20 protein-coding genes are annotated in these 19,946 nt (G+C 39.3%); 11 read left to right on the top strand and 9 right to left on the bottom strand.

Going from position 1 to position 19,946, the window contains the following annotated elements; translation table 11 throughout:
• Positions 1-131: 131 nt before the first annotated feature.
• Genes QM859_RS04010 through mnmL form a run of 5 tightly spaced genes read right to left on the bottom strand, consistent with a single transcriptional unit; the run spans position 132 to position 4,845 of the window.
• Positions 132-995, bottom strand: coding sequence for a YihY/virulence factor BrkB family protein (locus tag QM859_RS04010; protein ID WP_368910310.1), 864 nt, complete (start codon positions 993-995; stop codon positions 132-134).
• A gap of 39 nt (positions 996-1,034) precedes the next feature.
• The gene (locus QM859_RS04005; RefSeq protein ID WP_414262209.1) at positions 1,035-3,089 is read right to left on the bottom strand and encodes a cation:proton antiporter; all 2,055 of its coding nucleotides are present in this window, start codon (positions 3,087-3,089) and stop codon (positions 1,035-1,037) included.
• Positions 3,090-3,100: 11 nt separating this feature from the next.
• Positions 3,101-3,355: a hypothetical protein gene (locus QM859_RS04000; RefSeq protein ID WP_006148185.1), complete on the bottom strand. Its 255-nt coding sequence runs from the start codon at positions 3,353-3,355 to the stop codon at positions 3,101-3,103.
• Positions 3,348-3,905 carry a tRNA 5-(aminomethyl)-2-thiouridylate-methyltransferase MnmM gene (gene mnmM, locus QM859_RS03995; RefSeq protein ID WP_368910313.1) on the bottom strand — a complete coding sequence of 186 codons (558 nt, stop codon included), beginning with the start codon at positions 3,903-3,905 and terminating at the stop codon, positions 3,348-3,350. Before mnmM ends, QM859_RS04000 begins: the two co-directional genes overlap by 8 nt.
• A complete protein-coding gene (gene mnmL / locus QM859_RS03990; protein WP_100249491.1) occupies positions 3,889-4,845 on the bottom strand; it encodes a tRNA modification radical SAM protein MnmL/YtqA in 957 nt (318 codons plus the stop codon). Before mnmL ends, mnmM begins: the two co-directional genes overlap by 17 nt.
• A 183-nt stretch (positions 4,846-5,028) precedes the next feature.
• Between mnmL and QM859_RS03985 the strand changes: the two genes are divergently transcribed.
• The 5 genes from QM859_RS03985 (at position 5,029) to QM859_RS03965 (ending at position 10,811) form a co-directional block, all read left to right on the top strand.
• The gene (locus tag QM859_RS03985) at positions 5,029-7,215 is read left to right on the top strand and encodes a PTS transporter subunit IIBC (RefSeq protein ID WP_414262208.1); all 2,187 of its coding nucleotides are present in this window, start codon (positions 5,029-5,031) and stop codon (positions 7,213-7,215) included.
• 53 nt (positions 7,216-7,268) lie between these two features.
• Positions 7,269-8,087: an endonuclease/exonuclease/phosphatase family protein gene (locus QM859_RS03980; protein WP_414262207.1), complete on the top strand. Its 819-nt coding sequence runs from the start codon at positions 7,269-7,271 to the stop codon at positions 8,085-8,087.
• Positions 8,088-8,235: 148 nt separating this feature from the next.
• On the top strand, positions 8,236-8,961 hold the full coding sequence (locus tag QM859_RS03975; RefSeq protein ID WP_074324602.1) for a CppA N-terminal domain-containing protein: 726 nt from the start codon (positions 8,236-8,238) through the stop codon (positions 8,959-8,961).
• On the top strand, positions 8,958-9,890 hold the full coding sequence (locus QM859_RS03970; protein WP_074324601.1) for a serine hydrolase domain-containing protein: 933 nt from the start codon (positions 8,958-8,960) through the stop codon (positions 9,888-9,890). The genes QM859_RS03975 and QM859_RS03970 overlap by 4 nt, the downstream gene beginning before the upstream one ends.
• Before the next feature lie 9 nt (positions 9,891-9,899).
• Complete coding sequence (locus QM859_RS03965) at positions 9,900-10,811, top strand: DMT family transporter (RefSeq protein WP_414262206.1); 912 nt, start codon at positions 9,900-9,902, stop codon at positions 10,809-10,811.
• A gap of 77 nt (positions 10,812-10,888) precedes the next feature.
• Here the strand turns inward: QM859_RS03965 and QM859_RS03960 are convergent, their stop codons facing one another.
• Positions 10,889-12,172 (bottom strand): uracil-xanthine permease family protein, encoded by a 1,284-nt coding sequence (locus QM859_RS03960; protein ID WP_414262205.1) that lies wholly within the window; start codon positions 12,170-12,172, stop codon positions 10,889-10,891.
• 308 nt (positions 12,173-12,480) lie between these two features.
• Entirely contained in the window at positions 12,481-13,194 is a 714-nt protein-coding gene (rsmG, locus tag QM859_RS03955; RefSeq protein ID WP_414262204.1) for a 16S rRNA (guanine(527)-N(7))-methyltransferase RsmG, read from the bottom strand.
• A 94-nt stretch (positions 13,195-13,288) separates the two neighbouring features.
• Between rsmG and QM859_RS03950 the strand changes: the two genes are divergently transcribed.
• Together QM859_RS03950 and htpX are read left to right on the top strand one after the other, a co-directional pair.
• A complete protein-coding gene (locus QM859_RS03950) occupies positions 13,289-13,849 on the top strand; it encodes a LemA family protein (RefSeq protein WP_414262203.1) in 561 nt (186 codons plus the stop codon).
• Position 13,850: 1 nt separating this feature from the next.
• Complete coding sequence (htpX, locus tag QM859_RS03945) at positions 13,851-14,750, top strand: zinc metalloprotease HtpX (protein ID WP_414262202.1); 900 nt, start codon at positions 13,851-13,853, stop codon at positions 14,748-14,750.
• Positions 14,751-14,792: 42 nt separating this feature from the next.
• Here the strand turns inward: htpX and QM859_RS03940 are convergent, their stop codons facing one another.
• Together QM859_RS03940 and QM859_RS03935 are read right to left on the bottom strand one after the other, a co-directional pair.
• Entirely contained in the window at positions 14,793-16,352 is a 1,560-nt protein-coding gene (locus QM859_RS03940) for an ATP-binding cassette domain-containing protein (protein WP_414262201.1), read from the bottom strand.
• Between the two features lie 243 nt (positions 16,353-16,595).
• Positions 16,596-16,925: a helicase BlpT gene (locus tag QM859_RS03935; RefSeq protein WP_414262200.1), complete on the bottom strand. Its 330-nt coding sequence runs from the start codon at positions 16,923-16,925 to the stop codon at positions 16,596-16,598.
• Positions 16,926-17,094: 169 nt separating this feature from the next.
• Here QM859_RS03935 and QM859_RS03930 point away from each other — a divergent pair, with 169 nt between their 5' ends.
• The 4 genes from QM859_RS03930 (at position 17,095) to QM859_RS03915 (ending at position 19,939) form a co-directional block, all read left to right on the top strand.
• Positions 17,095-17,637: a YceD family protein gene (locus tag QM859_RS03930; protein WP_373114450.1), complete on the top strand. Its 543-nt coding sequence runs from the start codon at positions 17,095-17,097 to the stop codon at positions 17,635-17,637.
• Positions 17,638-18,267 carry an endonuclease III gene (gene nth / locus QM859_RS03925; protein WP_414262199.1) on the top strand — a complete coding sequence of 210 codons (630 nt, stop codon included), beginning with the start codon at positions 17,638-17,640 and terminating at the stop codon, positions 18,265-18,267.
• Positions 18,268-18,476: 209 nt separating this feature from the next.
• The gene (gene pyrR, locus QM859_RS03920; protein ID WP_004252509.1) at positions 18,477-18,998 is read left to right on the top strand and encodes a bifunctional pyr operon transcriptional regulator/uracil phosphoribosyltransferase PyrR; all 522 of its coding nucleotides are present in this window, start codon (positions 18,477-18,479) and stop codon (positions 18,996-18,998) included.
• 17 nt (positions 18,999-19,015) lie between these two features.
• Complete coding sequence (locus QM859_RS03915) at positions 19,016-19,939, top strand: aspartate carbamoyltransferase catalytic subunit (RefSeq protein ID WP_414262198.1); 924 nt, start codon at positions 19,016-19,018, stop codon at positions 19,937-19,939.
• The last annotated feature ends 7 nt before the right edge of the window (positions 19,940-19,946 follow it).

Here is a 19,946-nt window from a genome sequence, read left to right as displayed (position 1 = left end):
GATTGATTTGTTTATACTCTTCGAAAATCTCTTCAAACTACGTCAGCTTCGCCTTGCCGTACTCAAGTATAGCCTGCGGCTCGCTTCCTAGTTTGCTCTTTGATTTTCATTGAGTATTAATCGATAAAAAATTATTGATTTGCTTTAAAGTCTGGATCCTTCAAACTTTGAACGCTAGCATTGAGGACAGCACCGATAATTAATATCTTGGCAATGATAATGAACCAAAACATCATCACAACAACGACGATAGAACTGAAAAATCTGACGTCAACGAGATAATTGACATAATTGTTGAAATAAGCTGCAAAGATGTTTAATAAAGCAATAGTGGTAACTAGTACAAAGAGACTTCCAGGTATGACGTATCGAATCCGACTTACTTTAACATTTGGTAGGAAATAATAGAGCATAATCACGGTAGCAAAAAGAAAGGCATAGATCAGCGGTCCTGTAAAATCCTGTAGATAAGAAAATAGAGCACTCTCGGATTTCCAGTAGTTTTTAAGCAGGTCCAATAACATATGGCCGAACATACTGAGGAATAAGGCAAGGGCAAAGAGAATTTGAAGGCCAAAGCTAACCAAGAGACTCATCAGCTGGTGTGAGATAATTCCTCTATTTTTTGCAACTCCATAGGCTTTATTAAAGGCCTTCTGAAGAAAATCCATGGATTTGGAGAAAGTCCAAAGAGCTGATAAGATAGCAAAACTTAGTAAACCTGTTGATGGTTGAGTCAGAACTTCTCGGACAATTTTTGCAACAACTTCATAGATTGTATCTGGTAAAAATTCCTTGATTGTTAATAGAAAGTTTGAGATGGGAATTTGAAAGTAGGGTAAGATATTGACCACTATCATGAGTAAAGGGAAGATTGAAATCAACCAATAGTAGGCAACAGCAACGCTAGTTAACTCACTATCGGAGGCTTGATAGTAGTGCAAAAAAGCTTTTAATAAGGGTCTATCAGTCAGCTGTTTCCACAACTTTTTCATGTTACAATCCTCCAGTTTTTCTCTTGTTTTCTATAGATTTTAATTTCTTCGAACTAATTCCATCATATCATAAGGTAAGGTATTAGCAGATTCTTTTAAGGAATAAGTTTCTAAATTATTGACATTTTGGCGTAGCTTTTTGGCATATTGAGCTGAGATGAGTTTTTGAGCTTCGTATTCAAAGATACACTTACGTTCAAGGTAGTATCCTCTAAGCATTTCATCAATGTTATTGGGTTTGATACGATTGATAACCCGTTCCACAAAGGCACCACTCGTAATATGACTGGTTTCGCGAAGACGAGATTCCTGCATGAAGCTAATCAAGGAACTCTTATAAATCCCTTTGAGGTTTTCCAAACTCTCGATGATAATTTCTGTATTAGCTAGGTAGAGTTCTGCAATCTGGTCATAATCAATGGCAAGAAGTCGCTGTTTTTCCTTGTCTTTCCATGAACGGAATGTTTTCCCAAATGTGAGCAATTCATGAAGTAGAAAACGAAGAATGCGTATGGAGACAAGGAAGTAGTAGGTTAGTCGAGAAGCAAAGTTTCGCTTAATATTTTTCTCCATGCTTTTCAAGTAGCGTTGGTAGACACGATAAGCACGATCTCCAATCTTTCCTTCGTCATAGGCTTGTTCCAAGCCATCGCTTTCAACACTGAGAATCAAGAGTTTAAGAGCTTCCCAGTCTTCCTGAATTTCTTTGTTTTCTTGACTAAGAATAAGATTTTCAATACGTCCATGATAATTGTCAATAGCCGCATAGAGTGGAACCTTGTTTTTTGTGTTCTCTAAATCCTTCTCCAACTCCATGGCGACATCGTTTAAGATAGCGATGTGCATGAGCTGATCCTTAGATGGTTCTTTCTCTTCAGAAAGGTGTGGAAGTACTAGTAATCCCGTCAGGAAACTTACTAGGGTTACACCAGCTACGAGGAAGAGAAGAAGAGGGTATTCTTGTTCCAGATTAGACGGTATCAAAAGGATAGTGGCAATGGATACAGTTCCCTTAACGCCAGAAAAGGTAAGGAGGAGCATGTCTTTGACATATTTGTCTAAACTTTTATGAAGCTTCTTAATCCGAAATGCGTAAAATCCATAGATCATGACAAAGCGGATAGCAAAAAGTAGGAAGGTCAAGAGGAAAACGCTGAGTAAGAGAAGAACTTTGTTGTAAAATGCACTCTTAAGAATTGGTTCCGCGATCATTTCCAGTTCCATCCCAAGAATGACAAAGACTGAACCATTGAGCATAAAGGTTACAGTCTGCCAAACAGTCTCAGTAACTGTATCAACTTGTGCTTCAAGGAGATTTATTTTTTTGAAACGACTGGCTTTCAGAATCCCAGCAACAACAACGGCGATGATGCCTGAAACATGAATTTCTTCGGCTATGAAAAAAGTCAAGAGAGGTAAACTAAGTTCCAATAAGAGCTCACTTGCGATATCTGTTGCACGGACGCTGAGTAGAAAGGTATGAAGGAAACGATTGATTAGGGCTGTTATCAAGCCGACTGCAAATCCTCCAACGATGGAAATGGCTAATGAAGTTCCGGCTTGGGTAAGGGAGAATGTTCCTGTTGTCCAAGCGATGAGAGCCACTCGAAAGGCTACTAGTCCAGAAGCATCATTCAGAAGACCTTCCCCCTTTAGGATATTAGAAACCCGTTTCGGAAAGGGAAAACGTTGAGAAAGGGATGCGAAGGCTACTAGGTCAGTAGGACCTAAAGCAGCACCAACTGCTACGCAGGCGGCTAATGGTAGGCTAGCCCAAAGGACATGGGCGAGTCCCCCCATGCTCAGCGCTGATATAAAGATAACTGGGAAAATCAAGTAGAGGACAATCCGCCAGTGTTTTAGGATAGAAATAATGTCTGCTTCTTGAGCCTCTCGGAATAGTAGTGGGCCAATGACTAAAGCTAAGAATAACTCAGTATCTAAATGATATTGGTTGTTGGGTAAACAAAGTCCAATTCCAATCCCTAACAAAATTTGAATCAGAGGCATGGGTAAAAAGGGCAGAAGCTTATTGGTCGTACTAGAAACAATAAGAACTAGTAAAAATACTAAGAGATAAAAAAGTAAATTCATTTTCCACCTCCCTATTTTTGTTTACGACAATTTTCAAAAAGTTCCTTTTGTTCTTGGATTTTTTGATCAATCTTTGAGCAATCCTTATGTTCTATTTTTTTCTGACAACGCTCCATTTCAAGTGAAATCATTTTCTTCTTGATTTTCAGCATTTTTTTACTCATATGTGCTTCATCCAAAATACCAACTGCACGTTCATGTTGGGTTGACTCGACAAAATTGTGACGAAGAGCTTCGATTTTATCTTTTAGGTATTGTTTATCCATGTCGATACCTTTCTAATTTCTCAATCATAACTAAAAATGGTGGATTGTTGATTTGGTTGAGGGTGCGATAGATAGTTGCAGTATATTCTTGTTGCGGTAACTGACTAACATAATCCATAACTGCATCCCGTTCTATATCTCCGCCTTCATGCCCGTAATAAATCATGATGGCTATTCGTCCGCCTTTAACGAGCATCTGACAGAGTTTTTCAAGTGCCTCAATGGTTGTGTGAGGTTTAGTAATGATAGACTTATCGGCAGTAGGAAGATAACCAAGATTAAAGATGGCTGCTTTCACCTCAGTTACAAACTGATCTACGGTTTCATGACCTTGTAGAAGTAACTCGACATTGGTCAAACCGGCTTCTTGTAGACGTTGACTTGTTTTTTCAAGAGCTTGTTCTTGTATATCAAAAGCGTAGACTTGTTTAGCTAATTTGGCAAGGAAAAGTGTATCATGTCCATTTCCCATTGTTGCATCTACAACAACATCATCTTTTGTGATAACTTGGGCAAGAAAATCATGCGCCAATTCAAGTGGTCTTTTCATTCATAAACTCCTGTTTTACAGCCTTGCATCCTTGGACACTACCTCGACGTCTCATTTCAGCTTCTATGCTATTTAGAACTTCCCATTTATTGAGACTCCACATAGGACCAATCAACATATCTCTAGGCGCATCACCCGTAATCCTATGGATGACTATATGTTTAGGAATAATTTCTAGTTGGTCACAGATAACTTTCACATAGTCATCTTGACTCATAAGCTGCAGTCTACCCTCGTGATAATCACGTTGCATCCGAGTATTTGTCATAAGGTGAAGTAGGTGAAGTTTAATCCCTTGAATATCATTATCAGTCACACAACGACGAACATTTTCCACCATCATGTCATGAGTTTCACCTGGCAAACCATTAATTAAATGGGCTACAATCTCAATCTTTGGATATTTTCTCAAGCGCTTAACCGTTTCCACGTAGAGTTCATAGGAGTGGGCACGGTTAATCAATTCAGAAGTTTCCTCATAGGTTGTTTGTAAACCTAACTCTACAGTAACATGCATTCGTTCTGATAGTTCTGCCAAGTATTCGATAGTCTCATCAGGCAGGCAATCTGGTCGTGTACCAATATTGATTCCAACAACACCGGGTTCATTAATAGCTTGTTCATAGCGTTCACGAATCACTTCGAGCTTTTCATGAGTATTAGTAAAGTTTTGGAAATAGACTAGATATTTTTTTACATCTGGCCATTTGCGGTGCATAAAGTCAATTTCTTTATAAAATTGCTCACGAATAGGAGCATCAGGCGCAACAATAGCATCACCAGATCCAGAAACCGTACAGAAAGTACAACCTCCATGAGCTACTGTACCATCACGATTGGGACAATCAAATCCGGCATCGATAGGAACTTTGAAAGTTTTTTCTCCGAATAAATTTCGATAATAATCATTCAAGGTATTATAGGATTTCATAGCTAACATTATATCAGAAAACCCCAGTAAACTCAAAGTTAGTAAACAATTGAAGAGAAGTAAGAAATTTTTAAAATGAAAAAATTTTATATAAATCCTTTACAAAAAAAATTAAAGTGGTATAATAGAGGTGTTAATGGTGCAAACGTTTTCGTAAATCGTTTGCATTAAAATAAAAATAAGGAGATTTGAATGATGAAAGATACATTCAAAAATGTTTTGTCTTTCGAGTTTTGGCAAAAATTCGGTAAGGCTCTAATGGTGGTTATCGCTGTTATGCCAGCGGCTGGTTTGATGATTTCAATCGGTAAGACGCTTGCAATGATTAATCCTAACTTTGCCCCACTTGTTATTACAGGTGGAATCCTTGAGCAAATCGGTTGGGGAGTTATCGTTAACCTTCACATTTTATTTGCTCTAGCTATCGGAGGAAGCTGGGCTAAAGAACGTGCAGGTGGTGCCTTTGCAGCAGGACTTGCCTTTATCTTGATCAACCGTATCACTGGTGCTATCTTTAGTGTTAGTGGTGATATGTTGAAAGATCCTAATGCAATGGTTTCAACAATCTTTGGTAACTCTATCAAAGTTTCTGATTACTTCATCAGTGTGTTTGAAGCTCCAGCATTGAACATGGGTGTCTTCGTAGGGATTATTTCTGGTTTTATTGGGGCGACTGCCTTTAACAAATACTACAATTTCCGTAAGCTTCCTGATGCACTTTCATTCTTTAACGGAAAACGTTTTGTACCGTTTGTAGTTATTCTACGTTCAGTAATTGCGGCAATCTTGCTTTCAATTTTCTGGCCACTTGTTCAAACAGGTATTAACAGCTTTGGTATCTGGATCGCTAACTCTCAAGAAACAGCTCCAGTCCTAGCACCATTCCTGTATGGTACTTTGGAACGCTTGCTCTTGCCATTTGGACTTCACCATATGTTGACAATCCCAATGAACTACACAGCTCTTGGTGGTACTTATGATGTGATGACTGGTGCAGCAAAAGGTACTCAAGTATTTGGTCAAGATCCACTTTGGCTTGCATGGGTAACTGACCTTGTAAACCTTAAAGGTACTGACGCGGCTCAATACCAACACTTGTTAGATACAGTACATCCAGCTCGTTTCAAAGTTGGACAAATGATTGGTTCGTTTGGTATCTTGATGGGTGTAATTGTGGCTATCTACCGTAACGTTGATCCAGATAAGAAACACCAATACAAAGGTATGATGATTGCAACAGCTCTTGCAACATTCTTGACAGGGGTAACTGAACCAATTGAGTATATGTTTATGTTCATCGCAACACCTCTTTACCTTGTTTACGCTCTTGTTCAAGGTGCTGCCTTTGCAATGGCTGATATTGTGAACCTTCGTGTGCACTCATTCGGTTCAATCGAATTCTTGACTCGTACTCCACTAGCTATCAATGCTGGTCTTGGTATGGATATCATTAACTTTATCTGGGTAACAGCACTATTTGCAGTTATCATGTACTTCATTGCTAACTTCATGATTCAAAAATTCAACTATGCAACTCCAGGACGTAACGGTAACTACGAAAATGCAGATGGTTCTTCTGAATCTTCAGCTGCCGGTGAAACTAAAGTTGCAGAAGCTTCTCAAGCAGTTAATATCATCAACCTTCTCGGTGGACGTGCGAATATCGTTGATGTCGACGCATGTATGACTCGTCTTCGCGTTACTGTAAAAGATGCAGAAAAAGTTGGAACAGAAGAACAATGGAAATCTGAAGGAGCTATGGGACTTGTCATGAAAGGACAAGGTGTCCAAGCTATCTACGGACCTAAAGCTGACGTTTTGAAATCAGATATCCAAGATATTCTTGATTCTGGAGAAGTGATTCCTGAAACTCTTCCAAGTCAAATGGCAGCAGCTCAAAAAGATACTGTTGTCTACAAAGGTGTAACTGAAGAAGTTTATTCAGTTGCTGACGGTCAAGTCATTGAATTGGAACAAGTTAAGGATCCAGTCTTTTCACAAAAAATGATGGGTGATGGATTTGCAGTAGAACCAGCAAACGGAAACATTGTATCTCCAGTTTCTGGTACTGTATCAAGCGTCTTCCCAACTAAACATGCTCTTGGTCTTGTAACTGAAGCAGGTCTTGAAGTTCTTGTCCACATTGGTCTTGATACTGTAAGTCTTGAAGGAAAACCATTTGAAGTGGTGGTTTCAGAAGGTCAAACAGTAGCTGCTGGTGATCTCTTGGTCAAAGCTGACCTCGGAGCAATTCAGGCTGCTGAGCGTGAAACTACAACAGTAGTAGTCTTTACAAATGGAGATGCCATCAAGTCAGTTAAATTAGAACAAACCGGTTCTCTTGCAGCTAAAACAGCAGTTGCAAAAGTAGAATTGTAATACACTAAGGGGTTGGAAGCTGTTTTCCAACCTCTTGTTTATAGGAGAAAAACATGAAGTTTTTAACACTCAATACTCATAGTTGGATGGAAAAAAATCCTGAAGAAAAATTTCAGCTCTTGTTTCAAGATATACTTGAAAACAGTTATGATTTGATTTGCTTTCAAGAAATCAACCAAGAAATTACATCAACTCAAGTAGAGTCTGGACGACTTTACAATCCGTTACCTTCAGCAGAACCCATTCACCAAGACCACTATGTTCGTCTTTTGGTAGAGAAGTTGTCTGAAAAAGGACTGGACTATTATTGGACATGGGCTTATAATCATATCGGATATGACCGTTATCATGAGGGAGTTTCAATTCTATCTAAAACACCGATTGAGGCGCGTGAGATTTTGGTTTCAGATGTAGATGATCCAACTGATTATCACACTCGTCGAGTTGCACTAGTAGAAACAGTAGTAGAAGGTAAAGAGCTTGCAGTTGCGAGTGTGCATCTCTCTTGGTGGGATAAAGGATTCCAAGAGGAATGGACAAGATTTGAAGCAGTTTTAAAAGAGTTGAATAAACCTCTGTTATTAGCAGGAGATTTTAACAACCCTGCAGGTCAGGAAGGATATCAAGCTATCCTAACTAGTCCGCTAGGCTTACAGGATGCCTATGAAGCTGCTCAAGAAAGAAGCGGTAGCTATACAGTCCCACCTGAAATTGACGGTTGGAAGGGTAATACAGAACCGCTTCGAATTGATTACGTCTTTACGACAAAAGATCTTCAGGTAGAAAAGTTACAGGTAGTTTTTGATGGCCAAGCAAGTCCGCAGGTCAGTGATCACTACGGTCTTCAAGCAGAACTTTCTTGGAAGAATTGATATAACTAGTTTACTAAATACAATAGGCTCCCTTCTAATTTAGAAGGGAGTTTCATGTGCTAAAAAGGTTAATATAGTTAAAGTTTTTAGTTGAATAACTTGTAAAATGAAATAAAATCCTTTAAAATAAAATGTGTTGGAGGAATTTATGAATGTAAATCAAATTGTGCGTATAATCCCGACGCTTAAAATAAATAATAGAAGATTAAATGAATTGTTTTATATCCAAACCTTGGGTATGAAACCCTTGCTTGAAGAGTCTGCTTTCTTATCGCTAGGAGACCAGTCAGGCATTGAAAAATTGGTTTTAGAAGAATCACCAAGTATGAGAAGCCGTAAGGTTGAAGGGATCAAAAAATTAGCTAGATTGATTGTAAAAGTAGCGAATCCATCCGAGGTTGAAGCACTGCTAGCTAGAATGGAAAAACTTCCTCAACTCTATAAAGGAAACAAGGGATATGCTTTTGAAATCTTTTCACCAGAAGGGGATCTTGTCCTAATCCATTCAGAAGATGACATCAAAGATTTGAGAAAGTTTGATGAAACTGTTACTTTCACAAAAGATGAGAAACTGCAATATTTAACAGCGTTTGATATTTCAGCAGAAATTAACTTGCCTGCTGAAACGACGAGCCTGCTTGAAAAAGAGGAAATCGAAACTAGCATAACTTTTAAACAAGCCCAAGGTAGTGATTTGCTTGTTGAAAATAATGTAACTTGGGATTTGTCTATGTTGAAATTCCAGGTAAAAGAACTTGAATTGGCTAGTCTCCGTCAACGTTTTGAAACTGCAGGTTACTTTATTCCTAAGTCTGAGAAGTTTTTCCTAACCAAGGATGCCAACAATATCGAATTGTGGTTTGAAGAAGTATGAAACAAGAAATCATTCAAAAAATAGAGCAACAAATTGAGGCAGGGATTTATCCTGGTGCCTCTTTTGCGTATTATCGGGATGGTGAATGGTCTGATTGCTACCTCGGAGAAGCAAATCCAGAAATTGGAGAGCAGACTTGTCAAGGTTTAGTCTATGATTTGGCAAGTGTGAGCAAAGTTGTTGGAGTTGGAACTGTCTTAACCTTCTTGTGGAAACAAGGCAAGATTGAGATCAATCAATCCATAAAGACCTATCTTCCAGAGGCGGATTATCCAGATATCACTATTCGTCAACTCCTCACACATTCTACGGACTTGGACCCGTTTATTATCAATAGAGACCAGTTGAATGCAGAAGAATTGAAAGAAGCTATGTTTCATTTGAATCGACGAGAGAAGAGAGCCTTTCTCTACTCGGATGTGCACTTTCTCTTGCTCGGTTTTCTCCTAGAGAACTACTTTGAAAAAGATTTAGAACAGATTTTACAAGAGCAAGTTTTGGATCCATGGAAGATGAAGGAAACTCAGTTTGGACCAGTTAGCAGTGCTGTTCCTACAGTTCGGGGACAGAAAGCAGGAGTGGTGCATGATCCTAAGGCACGTTTACTAGGTAAACATGCTGGAAGTGCAGGCTTGTTTTCAACTGTGAAGGATTTAAAAATCTTCCTTGAGCATTATTTACAGGATGATTTTGCTGACGGATTAAGCCAGAATTTTTCAGATTTGAGTGATAAGGAACGCTCCTTGGCCTGGAATCTTGAAGGTGATTGGCTAGACCATACAGGCTATACTGGAACCTTTATCATGTGGAATCGTAAGAAGCAGGAAGCTGCGATTTTCTTGTCCAATAGAACCTACGAAAAAGACGAGCGTGCCCAGTGGATCCTAGACCGTAATCAGGTCATGGACCTAATTCGTGAAGCAGACTAGGGAGGAAGCATGTCAAAAGCTCTTAAAGGAACTCTTTTTACAGTGATTGCTGGTATTGCTTGGGGCTTGTCTGGGACCAGTGGTCAGTACCTAATGGTTCATGGGATATCGGCTCTAGTCCTAACTAATATCCGTTTGATTGTTGCAGGTTTGCTTTTAGTTCTCTTGTCCTATATAAAGTCTAAGGAACAATTTTTGGCTTTTCTAAAAGATAAATCAAGTCTGTTTTCTCTCTTACTATTTTCTTTATTTGGCCTCTTTCTGAATCAATTGGCTTATTTATCGGCTATTCAGGAGACAAATGCAGGTACAGCGACGGTGCTTCAGTATGTCTGTCCTGTTGGAATCTTGGCTTACACATGTATAAAGGATAAGGTAGCACCTACTATAGCCGAAATCCTTTCTATGATTTTAGCAATAGGTGGAACCTTTTTAATTGCGACTCACGGTCAAATGGATCAGCTCTCTATGACACCAGCAGGTCTCTTTTGGGGCTTGTTCTCTGCTTTAACCTATGCTCTTTATATCATTTTACCCATTAAGCTCATTCAAAAATGGGGGAGCATTTTGGTTATTGGTGTCGGTATGACCATCTCTGGGTTGGTAGCAGTGCCATTTACAGGGATTATCAGCGCCAGTATTCCTATGTCATTTGATATTTTCTTAGCGTTTGCTGGAATTATTCTCATCGGGACTGTTTTTGCCTACACGGCCTTTCTTAAGGGGGCAAGTATGGTTGGGCCAGTCAAATCTAGTCTCTTGGCCTCTATTGAGCCAATCTCTGCGGTATTTTTTGCCTTCATGATTATGGGAGATGTTTTTTATCTTGTAGATTTTCTTGGTATGGCAATGATTTTATTGGCTGTGACTATTATTTCTTTAAAGGATTTAATGCTAGAAAAGAGAAAGAAATCAGCGTAGATGTTTTGTTACCTTATCAAAAAGTTAGTATTGAATATAAAAAATCCACTCAAGAGAGTGGATTTTATTTTTTTACATTAGTCTTTATTTTCGTATGGCAAGATCAAGTTCAGAATGATACCTGTCATTGCTGATAGGGCAGTACCTGAAAGTGTAACTGGACCAAGTTTAAGGATTGCTCCACCAAGTCCAAGTACCAACATGGCACTTGCGATGATAAGATTACGCATTTGACCAAAGTCTACACGTTCCTTGATCAAAACTTTCAAACCATTGCTGGCGATAACCCCATAAAGAAGGATTGACATACCACCAAGTACGGCGCTAGGGATTGTAGAAATCAAAGCAGTAAATTTACCAAGGAAGCTAAGGGCAATTGCGATAAAGGCTGCGTTACGGATAACTGAGACAGAAGCGATACGAGTCATACCGATCACCCCTGTATTTTCACCGTAGGTAGTATTAGCAGGACCACCAAGGAAGGCAGATACAGATGTTGCGATACCGTCACCAAGAAGGGTACGGTGAAGACCTGGTTCTTTCAAGAATTGACGACCACAGATTTGGCTCAAGACCGTGTGGTCTCCAATGTGTTCTGAGATTGTTACGATCGCGATTGGTAAGATTGCGATTGTCTCTGGACCGAAGTAAAGGTTGTATTCTTTGAAGGCACCACCTGTGCTAAATGGTAGGTAGAAGCCTGGAATTTCGAACCAGTTAGCTTGAAGAACAGGTGTGAAGTCTACTAGACCAAGAAAGACTGCAAAGATATATCCACCGATAATGGCAAATAAGAAAGGAATGATACGAAGAAACCCTTTTCCTTTTGTATTGATAAAGGCAGCGATGAGGAAGGTAACTACAGCTACAAGAGCATTTTTCCAGTTGCCATCAGCAACAAGACCAGCATTTGTTACAGCTGAACCTGCAAGACCAAGACCAATTACGATAATCATAGGTCCGATAACGATTGGTGGTAAAAGTTTGTCAATCCATTTTGTACCAGCAAAGCGGATGCTAGTTGAAACAAGAACGTAGATTAAACCAGTTAAGATAACCCCTGTTTGAGCGGCAGAAACATCGCCACCCATTTCCTTCATAGCAAGAGACATTGCAGTGATGAAGGCAAAAGAAGAACCGAGATAGACCGGAACTTTAAAGCCAGTAGATACCATATAAATCAGTGTTCCGACACCTGATGCAAAAAGGGCAACAGATACAGGCATTCCCAAAATCAGTGGCACCAAGATGGTAGCACCAAACATGGCAAAAACGTGCTGGAAGCTGAGTAGAATTCCCTTACCAAAAGAAGGACGTTGGTCAACGTCGAGTAACAAATCAACAGTTGATTCTTGTTTCATAAATACCTCACTTTTTGGGCATCAAAAAAGAGCCCATTATTTTACAGCAATAGGCTCTCAGAGTAAGACACCTTTAAAACATGGTTATCCCAATATTTAAAAATTTCATATATATCTGCGTCTTCGTCACCTCACGGGATGACATTAAAAACCTTTGCTTGTGATAGTATAGCAGAAAAAAATGATTTTGTAAATCATTTTTTCCCGAGCCTTGAAACAAGAGAGCGAGGCATGATTTTGTAAATCATTTTTTCCAAGCCAAGAAACAAAGACACGAAGTTGATGCTGACTCAGTTTAAATAAAACAATTAAAGTGGTCGTTTGTTGGGCATACCAGCCTTACGTGGATATTTGTTTGGAGTTTCTTTTTTCTTTTCTACAATGGTGATGTAGCGAGGGTCTCCATTAGGAAGTGTGTAGCTGATGTTATCTTCAACCTTACTAAAGAGAAGGTTGAGAGCATTTTTTGCTTCTGTCAATTCCTCAGGGGCATTACTGGCCTTAAGTGCCAAAAGTTTTCCACCAACTTTAAGGTAGGGAATGGTTAACTCTGAGAGAACTTGCATGCGAGCAACTGCACGAGCTGTCACAATATCGAATTGGGCACGGAAGTTCTTGTCTTGGGCAAAGTCTTCGGCGCGTCCATGGTAGAAATGAACACCTTCTAGATTAAGCTCCTCGGCTAAAAGCTGAAGAAAGTTAATCCGCTTATTGAGTGAATCAATGATGGTCACATCTAGCTGAGGGTAGAGAATCTTCATAGGGAGACTTGGGAATCCTGCACCAGCGCCAATATCAAGTAACTTAATTTCTTGGTTTTCTATCAACCCTTGTAGGATAGGAGCGATGGAATCATAAAAGTGTTTAAGGTAAACCTCTTCCTTTTCAGTAATGGCAGTCAGGTTGATTTTTTGGTTCCACTCGACTAAGAGTTCGAAATAGCACTCAAATTGAAATTTTTGCTGGTCAGTAAGATTAATATTCTGTTGATCAAGTAGTGAGTAAAAAGTTTCTGGTTTCATAGTTATATCCTTCTTGTATATCATCTTATTTTACCACAAAAACATGGAAATTTGATATACTTGTACTAATCTAAAAGCAGAAAGGAATAAGATTATGACTTGGATTATTCTTGGAGTTTCGGCTCTGATTGTTATTTTTGTGATTGTTAGCTATAACAGTTTGGTGAAAAATCGTATGCAGACCAAGGAGGCTTGGAGCCAGATCGATGTTCAGTTGAAGCGTCGAAATGATCTCTTACCAAACTTAATTGAAACAGTTAAAGGTTATGCTAAATACGAAAGTTCTACTCTTGAAAAGGTGACTGAACTCCGTAGACAAGTAGCTGCAGCAACTACACCTGCAGAAGCCATGAAAGCTAGTGATGCACTGACTCGTCAGATATCTGGTATCTTTGCGGTTGCAGAGAACTATCCTGATTTGAAGGCTAGCGGCAATTTTGCTCACTTACAAGAAGAATTGACTAACACAGAAAACAAAATATCATATTCTCGCCAACTTTATAATAGTGTCGTTAGCAACTACAATGTTAAATTAGAAACTTTCCCAAGTAATCTTGTTGCGGCTATCTTTGGCTTCAAGGCAGCGGATTTCCTTCAGACTCCAGAAGAAGAAAAGGCTGTTCCTAGAGTTGATTTTAGTGGTTTAGGTGACTAAGATGCTGTACGAACAAATCGCTAGTAATAAACGTAAAACTTGGGTTTTATTAATTGTTTTCTTTCTTTTGTTAGCTATTGTAGGTTATGCGGTTGGATATCTTTTCATGAACTCAGGTATCTGGGGCGTGACCGTAGCCATGATTATCGGTTTCATCTATGCCTTGACCATGATTTTTCAATCTACAGAGATTGTCATGAGTATGAATGGTGCGCGTGAAGTTGATAGGAATGAAGAACCTGTTCTCTATCATGTTGTTGAGGATATGGCAATGGTGGCGCAAATTCCTATGCCACGAGTTTATGTAATTGATGACCCGGGTTTGAATGCTTTCGCCACAGGTTCGAATCCTCAAAATGCTGCTGTAGCAGCAACTTCAGGACTGTTAGATATCATGAATCGTGAGGAGTTAGAAGCTGTAATTGGGCATGAAGTTAGTCACATACGTAACTTGGATATTCGAATCTCTACCATTGCTGTTGCTCTTGCCAGTGCCATTACCCTTTTATCGAGTATGGCTAGTCGTATGATGTGGTGGGGTGGAGCATCACGTAGTAGAAGAAATAGTGACCGTGACAGTGGAGGGCTTGAAGTGATTATGTTAGTCATTTCTCTCTTAGCCATAGTTCTGGCACCTCTTGCAGCAACTTTAGTACAGTTAGCCATTTCTCGTCAACGAGAATTTCTAGCAGATGCTTCAAGCGTAGAATTAACTCGTAATCCTCAAGGAATGATCAATGCTTTACAAAAATTAGAAAATAGTCAACCAATGACTCACCATGTGGATGATGCTAGTAGTGCGCTTTATATCAATGATCCTCAAAAACCAGGTTTTTTAAAAAAACTATTTTATACGCATCCACCTATTTCAGAACGAATTGAGCGTTTGAAACATATGTAAAAAACATCCAGAGGTTTTCTCTGGATGTTTTATTTCCAAAAGTTAAAGGTCTTGTAAATCAACTACTTCTAAACCATGATCTGTCAGACTATAGATACTCGTACAAACTTCTTTTAAGAAACGTCGATCATGCGAAACAGTAACAAGACCACCAGAATAATTGGCAAAGAGTTTTCTTATTTCTGGTTGAGAAGTTGGAGAAAAATTTCGTGTGGGTTCATCCAGAAGGAGAAAATTTGGTTTTCGCATAACTAAATTCAAAAGAAGGAGTTTACCTTGTTGACCTCCAGATAAAGAGTGGATTTGGTGGTGCATCTCTGGATAGCTGAAATTAAGACTGGCTAAGTGAGATTGGATTTTCTGTATTTCCTCTTTGTATCCAGTTTGGCTGAGGAATTCTACTGGGGATAGATCCAATTGCAGTGTTTCTTGGTAATCTTGTGGCATAAATCCAAGCGAAATCTCTCTTTTGCCGCTTAGTAGTTGATGTAACTTTGCTAAAAGAGTGGATTTGCCAACGCCATTGGGACCGATGATGCCGATTTTATCTTGACCACGGACAGTTAATTGTAGCCCTTGAGACAGAATTCGTTGGCCAATGGATAAAGTCTCATTTTCTAGTCGAACTAAGACTTTTGAAGCCGCTAATGGCTCTATATCTGAAAAGAAAAGTTGGATTTGTTCCTCTTCAAGTGGCTTTTGGGTCATGGACTGAGCTGCTTTTTCGTAACGTTTTTCTTGAGAAAGAACATTTTTCATCTTTTTAGCTAATAGGCGACCGGCAGTACTGTCTTTGGTAGCTCGAAGTGCAGTTTCTACATTTTGCTTAACTCGGCGATGCTTTTCCATGGTTTTTTCATAGACTCGTTGGTCGTTAGCAGCTTGCTGGCTTTGTCTGACAAAACTAGCCTTTCTCTGGTCACTATAGCTATCGTAGTCTAAATGCTCTACTAGGGTTTCAGCTTCCTTTCGATGCTTGATCAGTCGCAAGTGGATAATGGTGTCTGCTGTTTGAGAGAGAAAATCTTCATCATGAGAAATGAAAATAACGGTTTGCCTGGTCTTTTGAATCTGACCTTTTAGCCAATTAACCGTCTCAAGGTCTAGGTCATTTGAAGGTTCATCTAAAAATAGAATCTCAAAAGGTTTTGCTAACTCATGGATGAGCTGAATTTTCAAAGCTTCTCCCCCCGAGAGATTCCCAATTTCTTGGTTGCTAGCAAAACGGTCGCTATCAAAATGCAATTCCTCAGCCAAGCGATAGAGAATGCTGTAGTCCAAATCAGTAGATTCTAAAAAGAAGTAGTCCAGTAGAGATTTTTTCTTCAGTTTTTCAGGGAGATGTTGAGGAATGTAGGCCAGGGACTGAAGGTCAGACTGGATTTCTCCCCTGATAGTGAAATCAGCTAATCTTTCTCCCATTAAAGTTCGAAGTAAGGTTGATTTGCCATTTCCTTCTTCACCAATAATAGCGATCTTTTCTCCGTCTTGGATGGTAATGTTTAAATCGGAAACAAGGTCTCTTAAATCTTTGTTTTGTGTAATGGTCAGATGATTGATTTTTATCATATTATTGCCCTTTCTAGAATGTTCATATTGCATAACAAAAAGCTCTACTTTACCTAGTAGAGCTAATCGTCTATGTCAAAAAAACTCTTTTAAAAGGGCTGAAAATCCAGCAGAAAAAGAGCACACAAAAAAGAGACAGAAACAAGATCTACTAAATAAAGGTTCTTTATTTGATAGACTTAGTTGTTCATGTCTCCCTTACCTCCGAATATTGTTGCAATCATCATACTCTTTTTGTGAAAATTTGTCAAGATTAAGCCAGAAAATCCTCTATTTTTAAAGACCAAAAACAGGTCCATAGAGTGTCAACGTATGTTTAACGTGATCGTAGTGGAACTTATCATAGTTTCGCCAAGCAGTGCGAGCCTGGTCGTTTAGTTTTAGACTACCAAGTCCAATCAAAAGGCTAGTCCGTTGGTAAAAAGTTTCCAGTTCAATTAAGACGGCATTGTCTACTTTCTCAGCTTTTTTAAGTGCTCTGAGAATTTCGTCTATATTTTGCTGTAAGCGTAGATCATCAGGTAATCCCTGTTTACAGCTTTGTATTGTTTGGTTTAATTTTGAAACGAGTTGATAGGCTTCTGTTAAAAGAGCTTTGTCTTCCATATGAGCGTCCTCCTTTGCTCATGTATTGATGCCTATAGTATAGCACAAAAAATGAATTTTTCATAATAAATATATCAAAAAAATACAGAAAGATGTTTTAAAAGTTTAGAGGCTTTACTTGACCTCCTTTCATGGTATAATCAAGTGAGTAAATCTTTATGGAGGAAGTATGAAATTAAATATTCAAGAAGTTCGTAAGCAGCCTGAAGGTTTGTATTTTGAGCAAACTCTAGACTTGTCAGTTGACTTACGTGAGCGTAACCAAGAAATTTTAGACGTAAAAGATATTGTCGCAGTTGGGAAGATTCAGTATGAAGACCGTATGTTTTTCCTAGATTATCAACTGTCTTATACCATCGTACTTGCTTCTAGTCGTAGTATGGAACCTGTTGAGTTAGCAGAGTCTTATCCAGTGACAGAAGTCTTTATGGAAGGTGCTACCAATCAACTGGATCAAGAAGTTCTTGATGATGACTTGGTTTTACCTATCGAAAATGGTGAAATCGACCTGGCTGAAAGTGTTTCGGATAATATCTTGCTAAACATTCCAATCAAGGTCTTAACGGCAGAAGAAGAAGCAGGTCAGGGATTTGTTTCTGGAAATGACTGGCAAATCATGACTGAGGAAGAATATCAAGCTCAACAAGCAGTCAAAAAAGAAGAAAGTAGTCCTTTTGCAGGTTTACAAGGGCTGTTTGATGGAGATGAATAGATGGTTTTATCCAAGAAACGTGCCCGTCATGTCATTGAGGAAATCATAGCTCTTTTTCCAGATGCAAAACCTAGTCTAGATTTTCGCAATCATTTTGAACTCTTAGTTGCAGTTATGTTGTCTGCTCAGACGACAGATGCGGCAGTAAACAAAGCGACTCCAGCTCTTTTTGAAGCCTTCCCTACGCCTCAAGCCATGGCGGACGCAAGTGAGAGTGAAATTGCAAAACATATTTCTCGTTTAGGTCTGTATCGAAATAAGGCTAAATTCCTTAAAAAATGTGCGCAACAGTTATTAGAAGATTTTGATGGTCAAGTTCCTCAGACTAGAGAAGAATTAGAAAGTTTGGCGGGAGTTGGGCGCAAGACAGCCAATGTAGTCATGAGTGTGGGCTTTGGAATTCCAGCTTTTGCGGTTGATACCCATGTGGAGCGCATTTGCAAACACCATGATATTGTTAAAAAATCAGCAACTCCACTTGAAGTTGAAAAACGTGTCATGGATGTCTTACCACCAGAAAAGTGGTTGGCAGCGCATCAAGCCATGATTTACTTTGGTCGTGCTATCTGTCATCCGAAAAATCCAGAATGCGAACACTATCCACAATTGTATGATTTTAGTTCATCATAAGGTCAAATGTTGAATGTTTTTACTTGCTTTGAACTGGGCTTTGTGTTATAGTAAGAACAATAAAATATTCCTTTAAACCTGTCCCGTGAGGCAGGCAAGGAGCTCGATAAAGTAGAAGGGTAAGTCTATGCTGTTTCCAGTATGGCTTGCTTAATGATACATTCTCAAGTCTCCTTGTCTAAGGAGACTTTTCTTTTTGGAGGTTTGTCATGAAGACAAAAGAAGTTGTAGACGAATTAACCGTCAAGCGAGCAATTACGCGTATCACTTATGAAATTATCGAACGCAACAAAGATTTGAACAAAATCATTTTAGCGGGAATTAAAACACGTGGTGTCTTTATCGCCCACCGCATCCAAGAGCGCTTGGAACAATTGGAAAACATCTCTGTTCCCGTTGTAGAATTAGATACCAAACCTTACCGTGACGATGTCAAAAGTGGTGAAGATACTTCCTTGATTTCTGTTGATGTGACAGACCGCGAAGTTATCTTGGTGGATGATGTTCTTTACACAGGTCGTACAATTCGTGCTGCTATCGATAACATTGTCGGCCATGGTCGTCCTGCCCGTGTGAGTCTAGCGGTATTAGTTGACCGTGGACACAGAGAATTGCCAATTCGTCCAGATTACGTTGGGAAAAATATTCCAACTAGTCGTTCTGAAGAAATCATCGTTGAGATGACAGAACTTGATGGCCAAGATAGAGTTTTGATTACTGAAGAAGCTTAAAAGCTAAAGGAGTAGCCATGTCAGAAAATCAACAAGCACTTAAACATGTGGTGTCCATGGAAGATCTCACTGTAGATCAGGTTATGAAATTGATTAAACGAGGGATTGAGTTTAAAAATGGAGCTCAGTTACCTTATGAAGACCATCCCATTGTTTCCAACCTTTTCTTTGAAAATTCGACAAGAACGCATAAATCCTTCGAAGTTGCAGAGATTAAACTGGGATTGGAACGACTTGACTTTGATGTGAATACAAGCTCTGTAAACAAGGGTGAGACACTCTATGATACAATCCTTACCTTGTCTGCTCTTGGTGTAGATGTCTGTGTTATTCGGCACCCAGAGGTTGATTACTACAGGGAATTGATTGCGAGCCCAACCATTACGACATCGATTATCAATGGTGGTGATGGCTCAGGGCAACATCCTAGTCAGAGTCTGCTTGATTTGATGACAATTTACGAAGAATTTGGCCGTTTTGAAGGGCTCAAGGTTGCCATTGCTGGTGACTTGGACCATTCACGTGTTGCCAAGTCCAATATGCAGATTTTGAAACGTTTAGGTGCTGAACTTTACTTTGCAGGACCTGAGGAATGGAGAAGTCAAGAGTTTGCAGATTATGGTCAGTTTGTAACTATTGACGAGATTGTTGACCAGGTGGATGTTCTGATGTTGCTTCGAGTTCAACATGAACGCCACGAAAGTGGAGCAGTCTTCTCAAAAGAAGAGTATCATGCTCAACATGGCTTGAACCAAGAACGCTATAATCGCTTAAAAGAAGAAGCAATCATTATGCATCCGGCTCCTGTGAATCGGGATGTGGAAATTGCCGATCATCTTGTTGAAGCACCAAAATCACGTATTGTTCAGCAGATGACCAACGGTGTATTTGTAAGAATGGCTATTTTAGAATCCGTATTAGCAAGTAGAAATATTAACTAACACAAGA

Origin of the sequence: Streptococcus infantis (assembly GCF_047463175.1) — a bacterium.
Classification (GTDB): domain Bacteria; phylum Bacillota; class Bacilli; order Lactobacillales; family Streptococcaceae; genus Streptococcus; species Streptococcus infantis_AC.
This window is presented reverse-complemented; position numbering and strand designations above follow the sequence as displayed.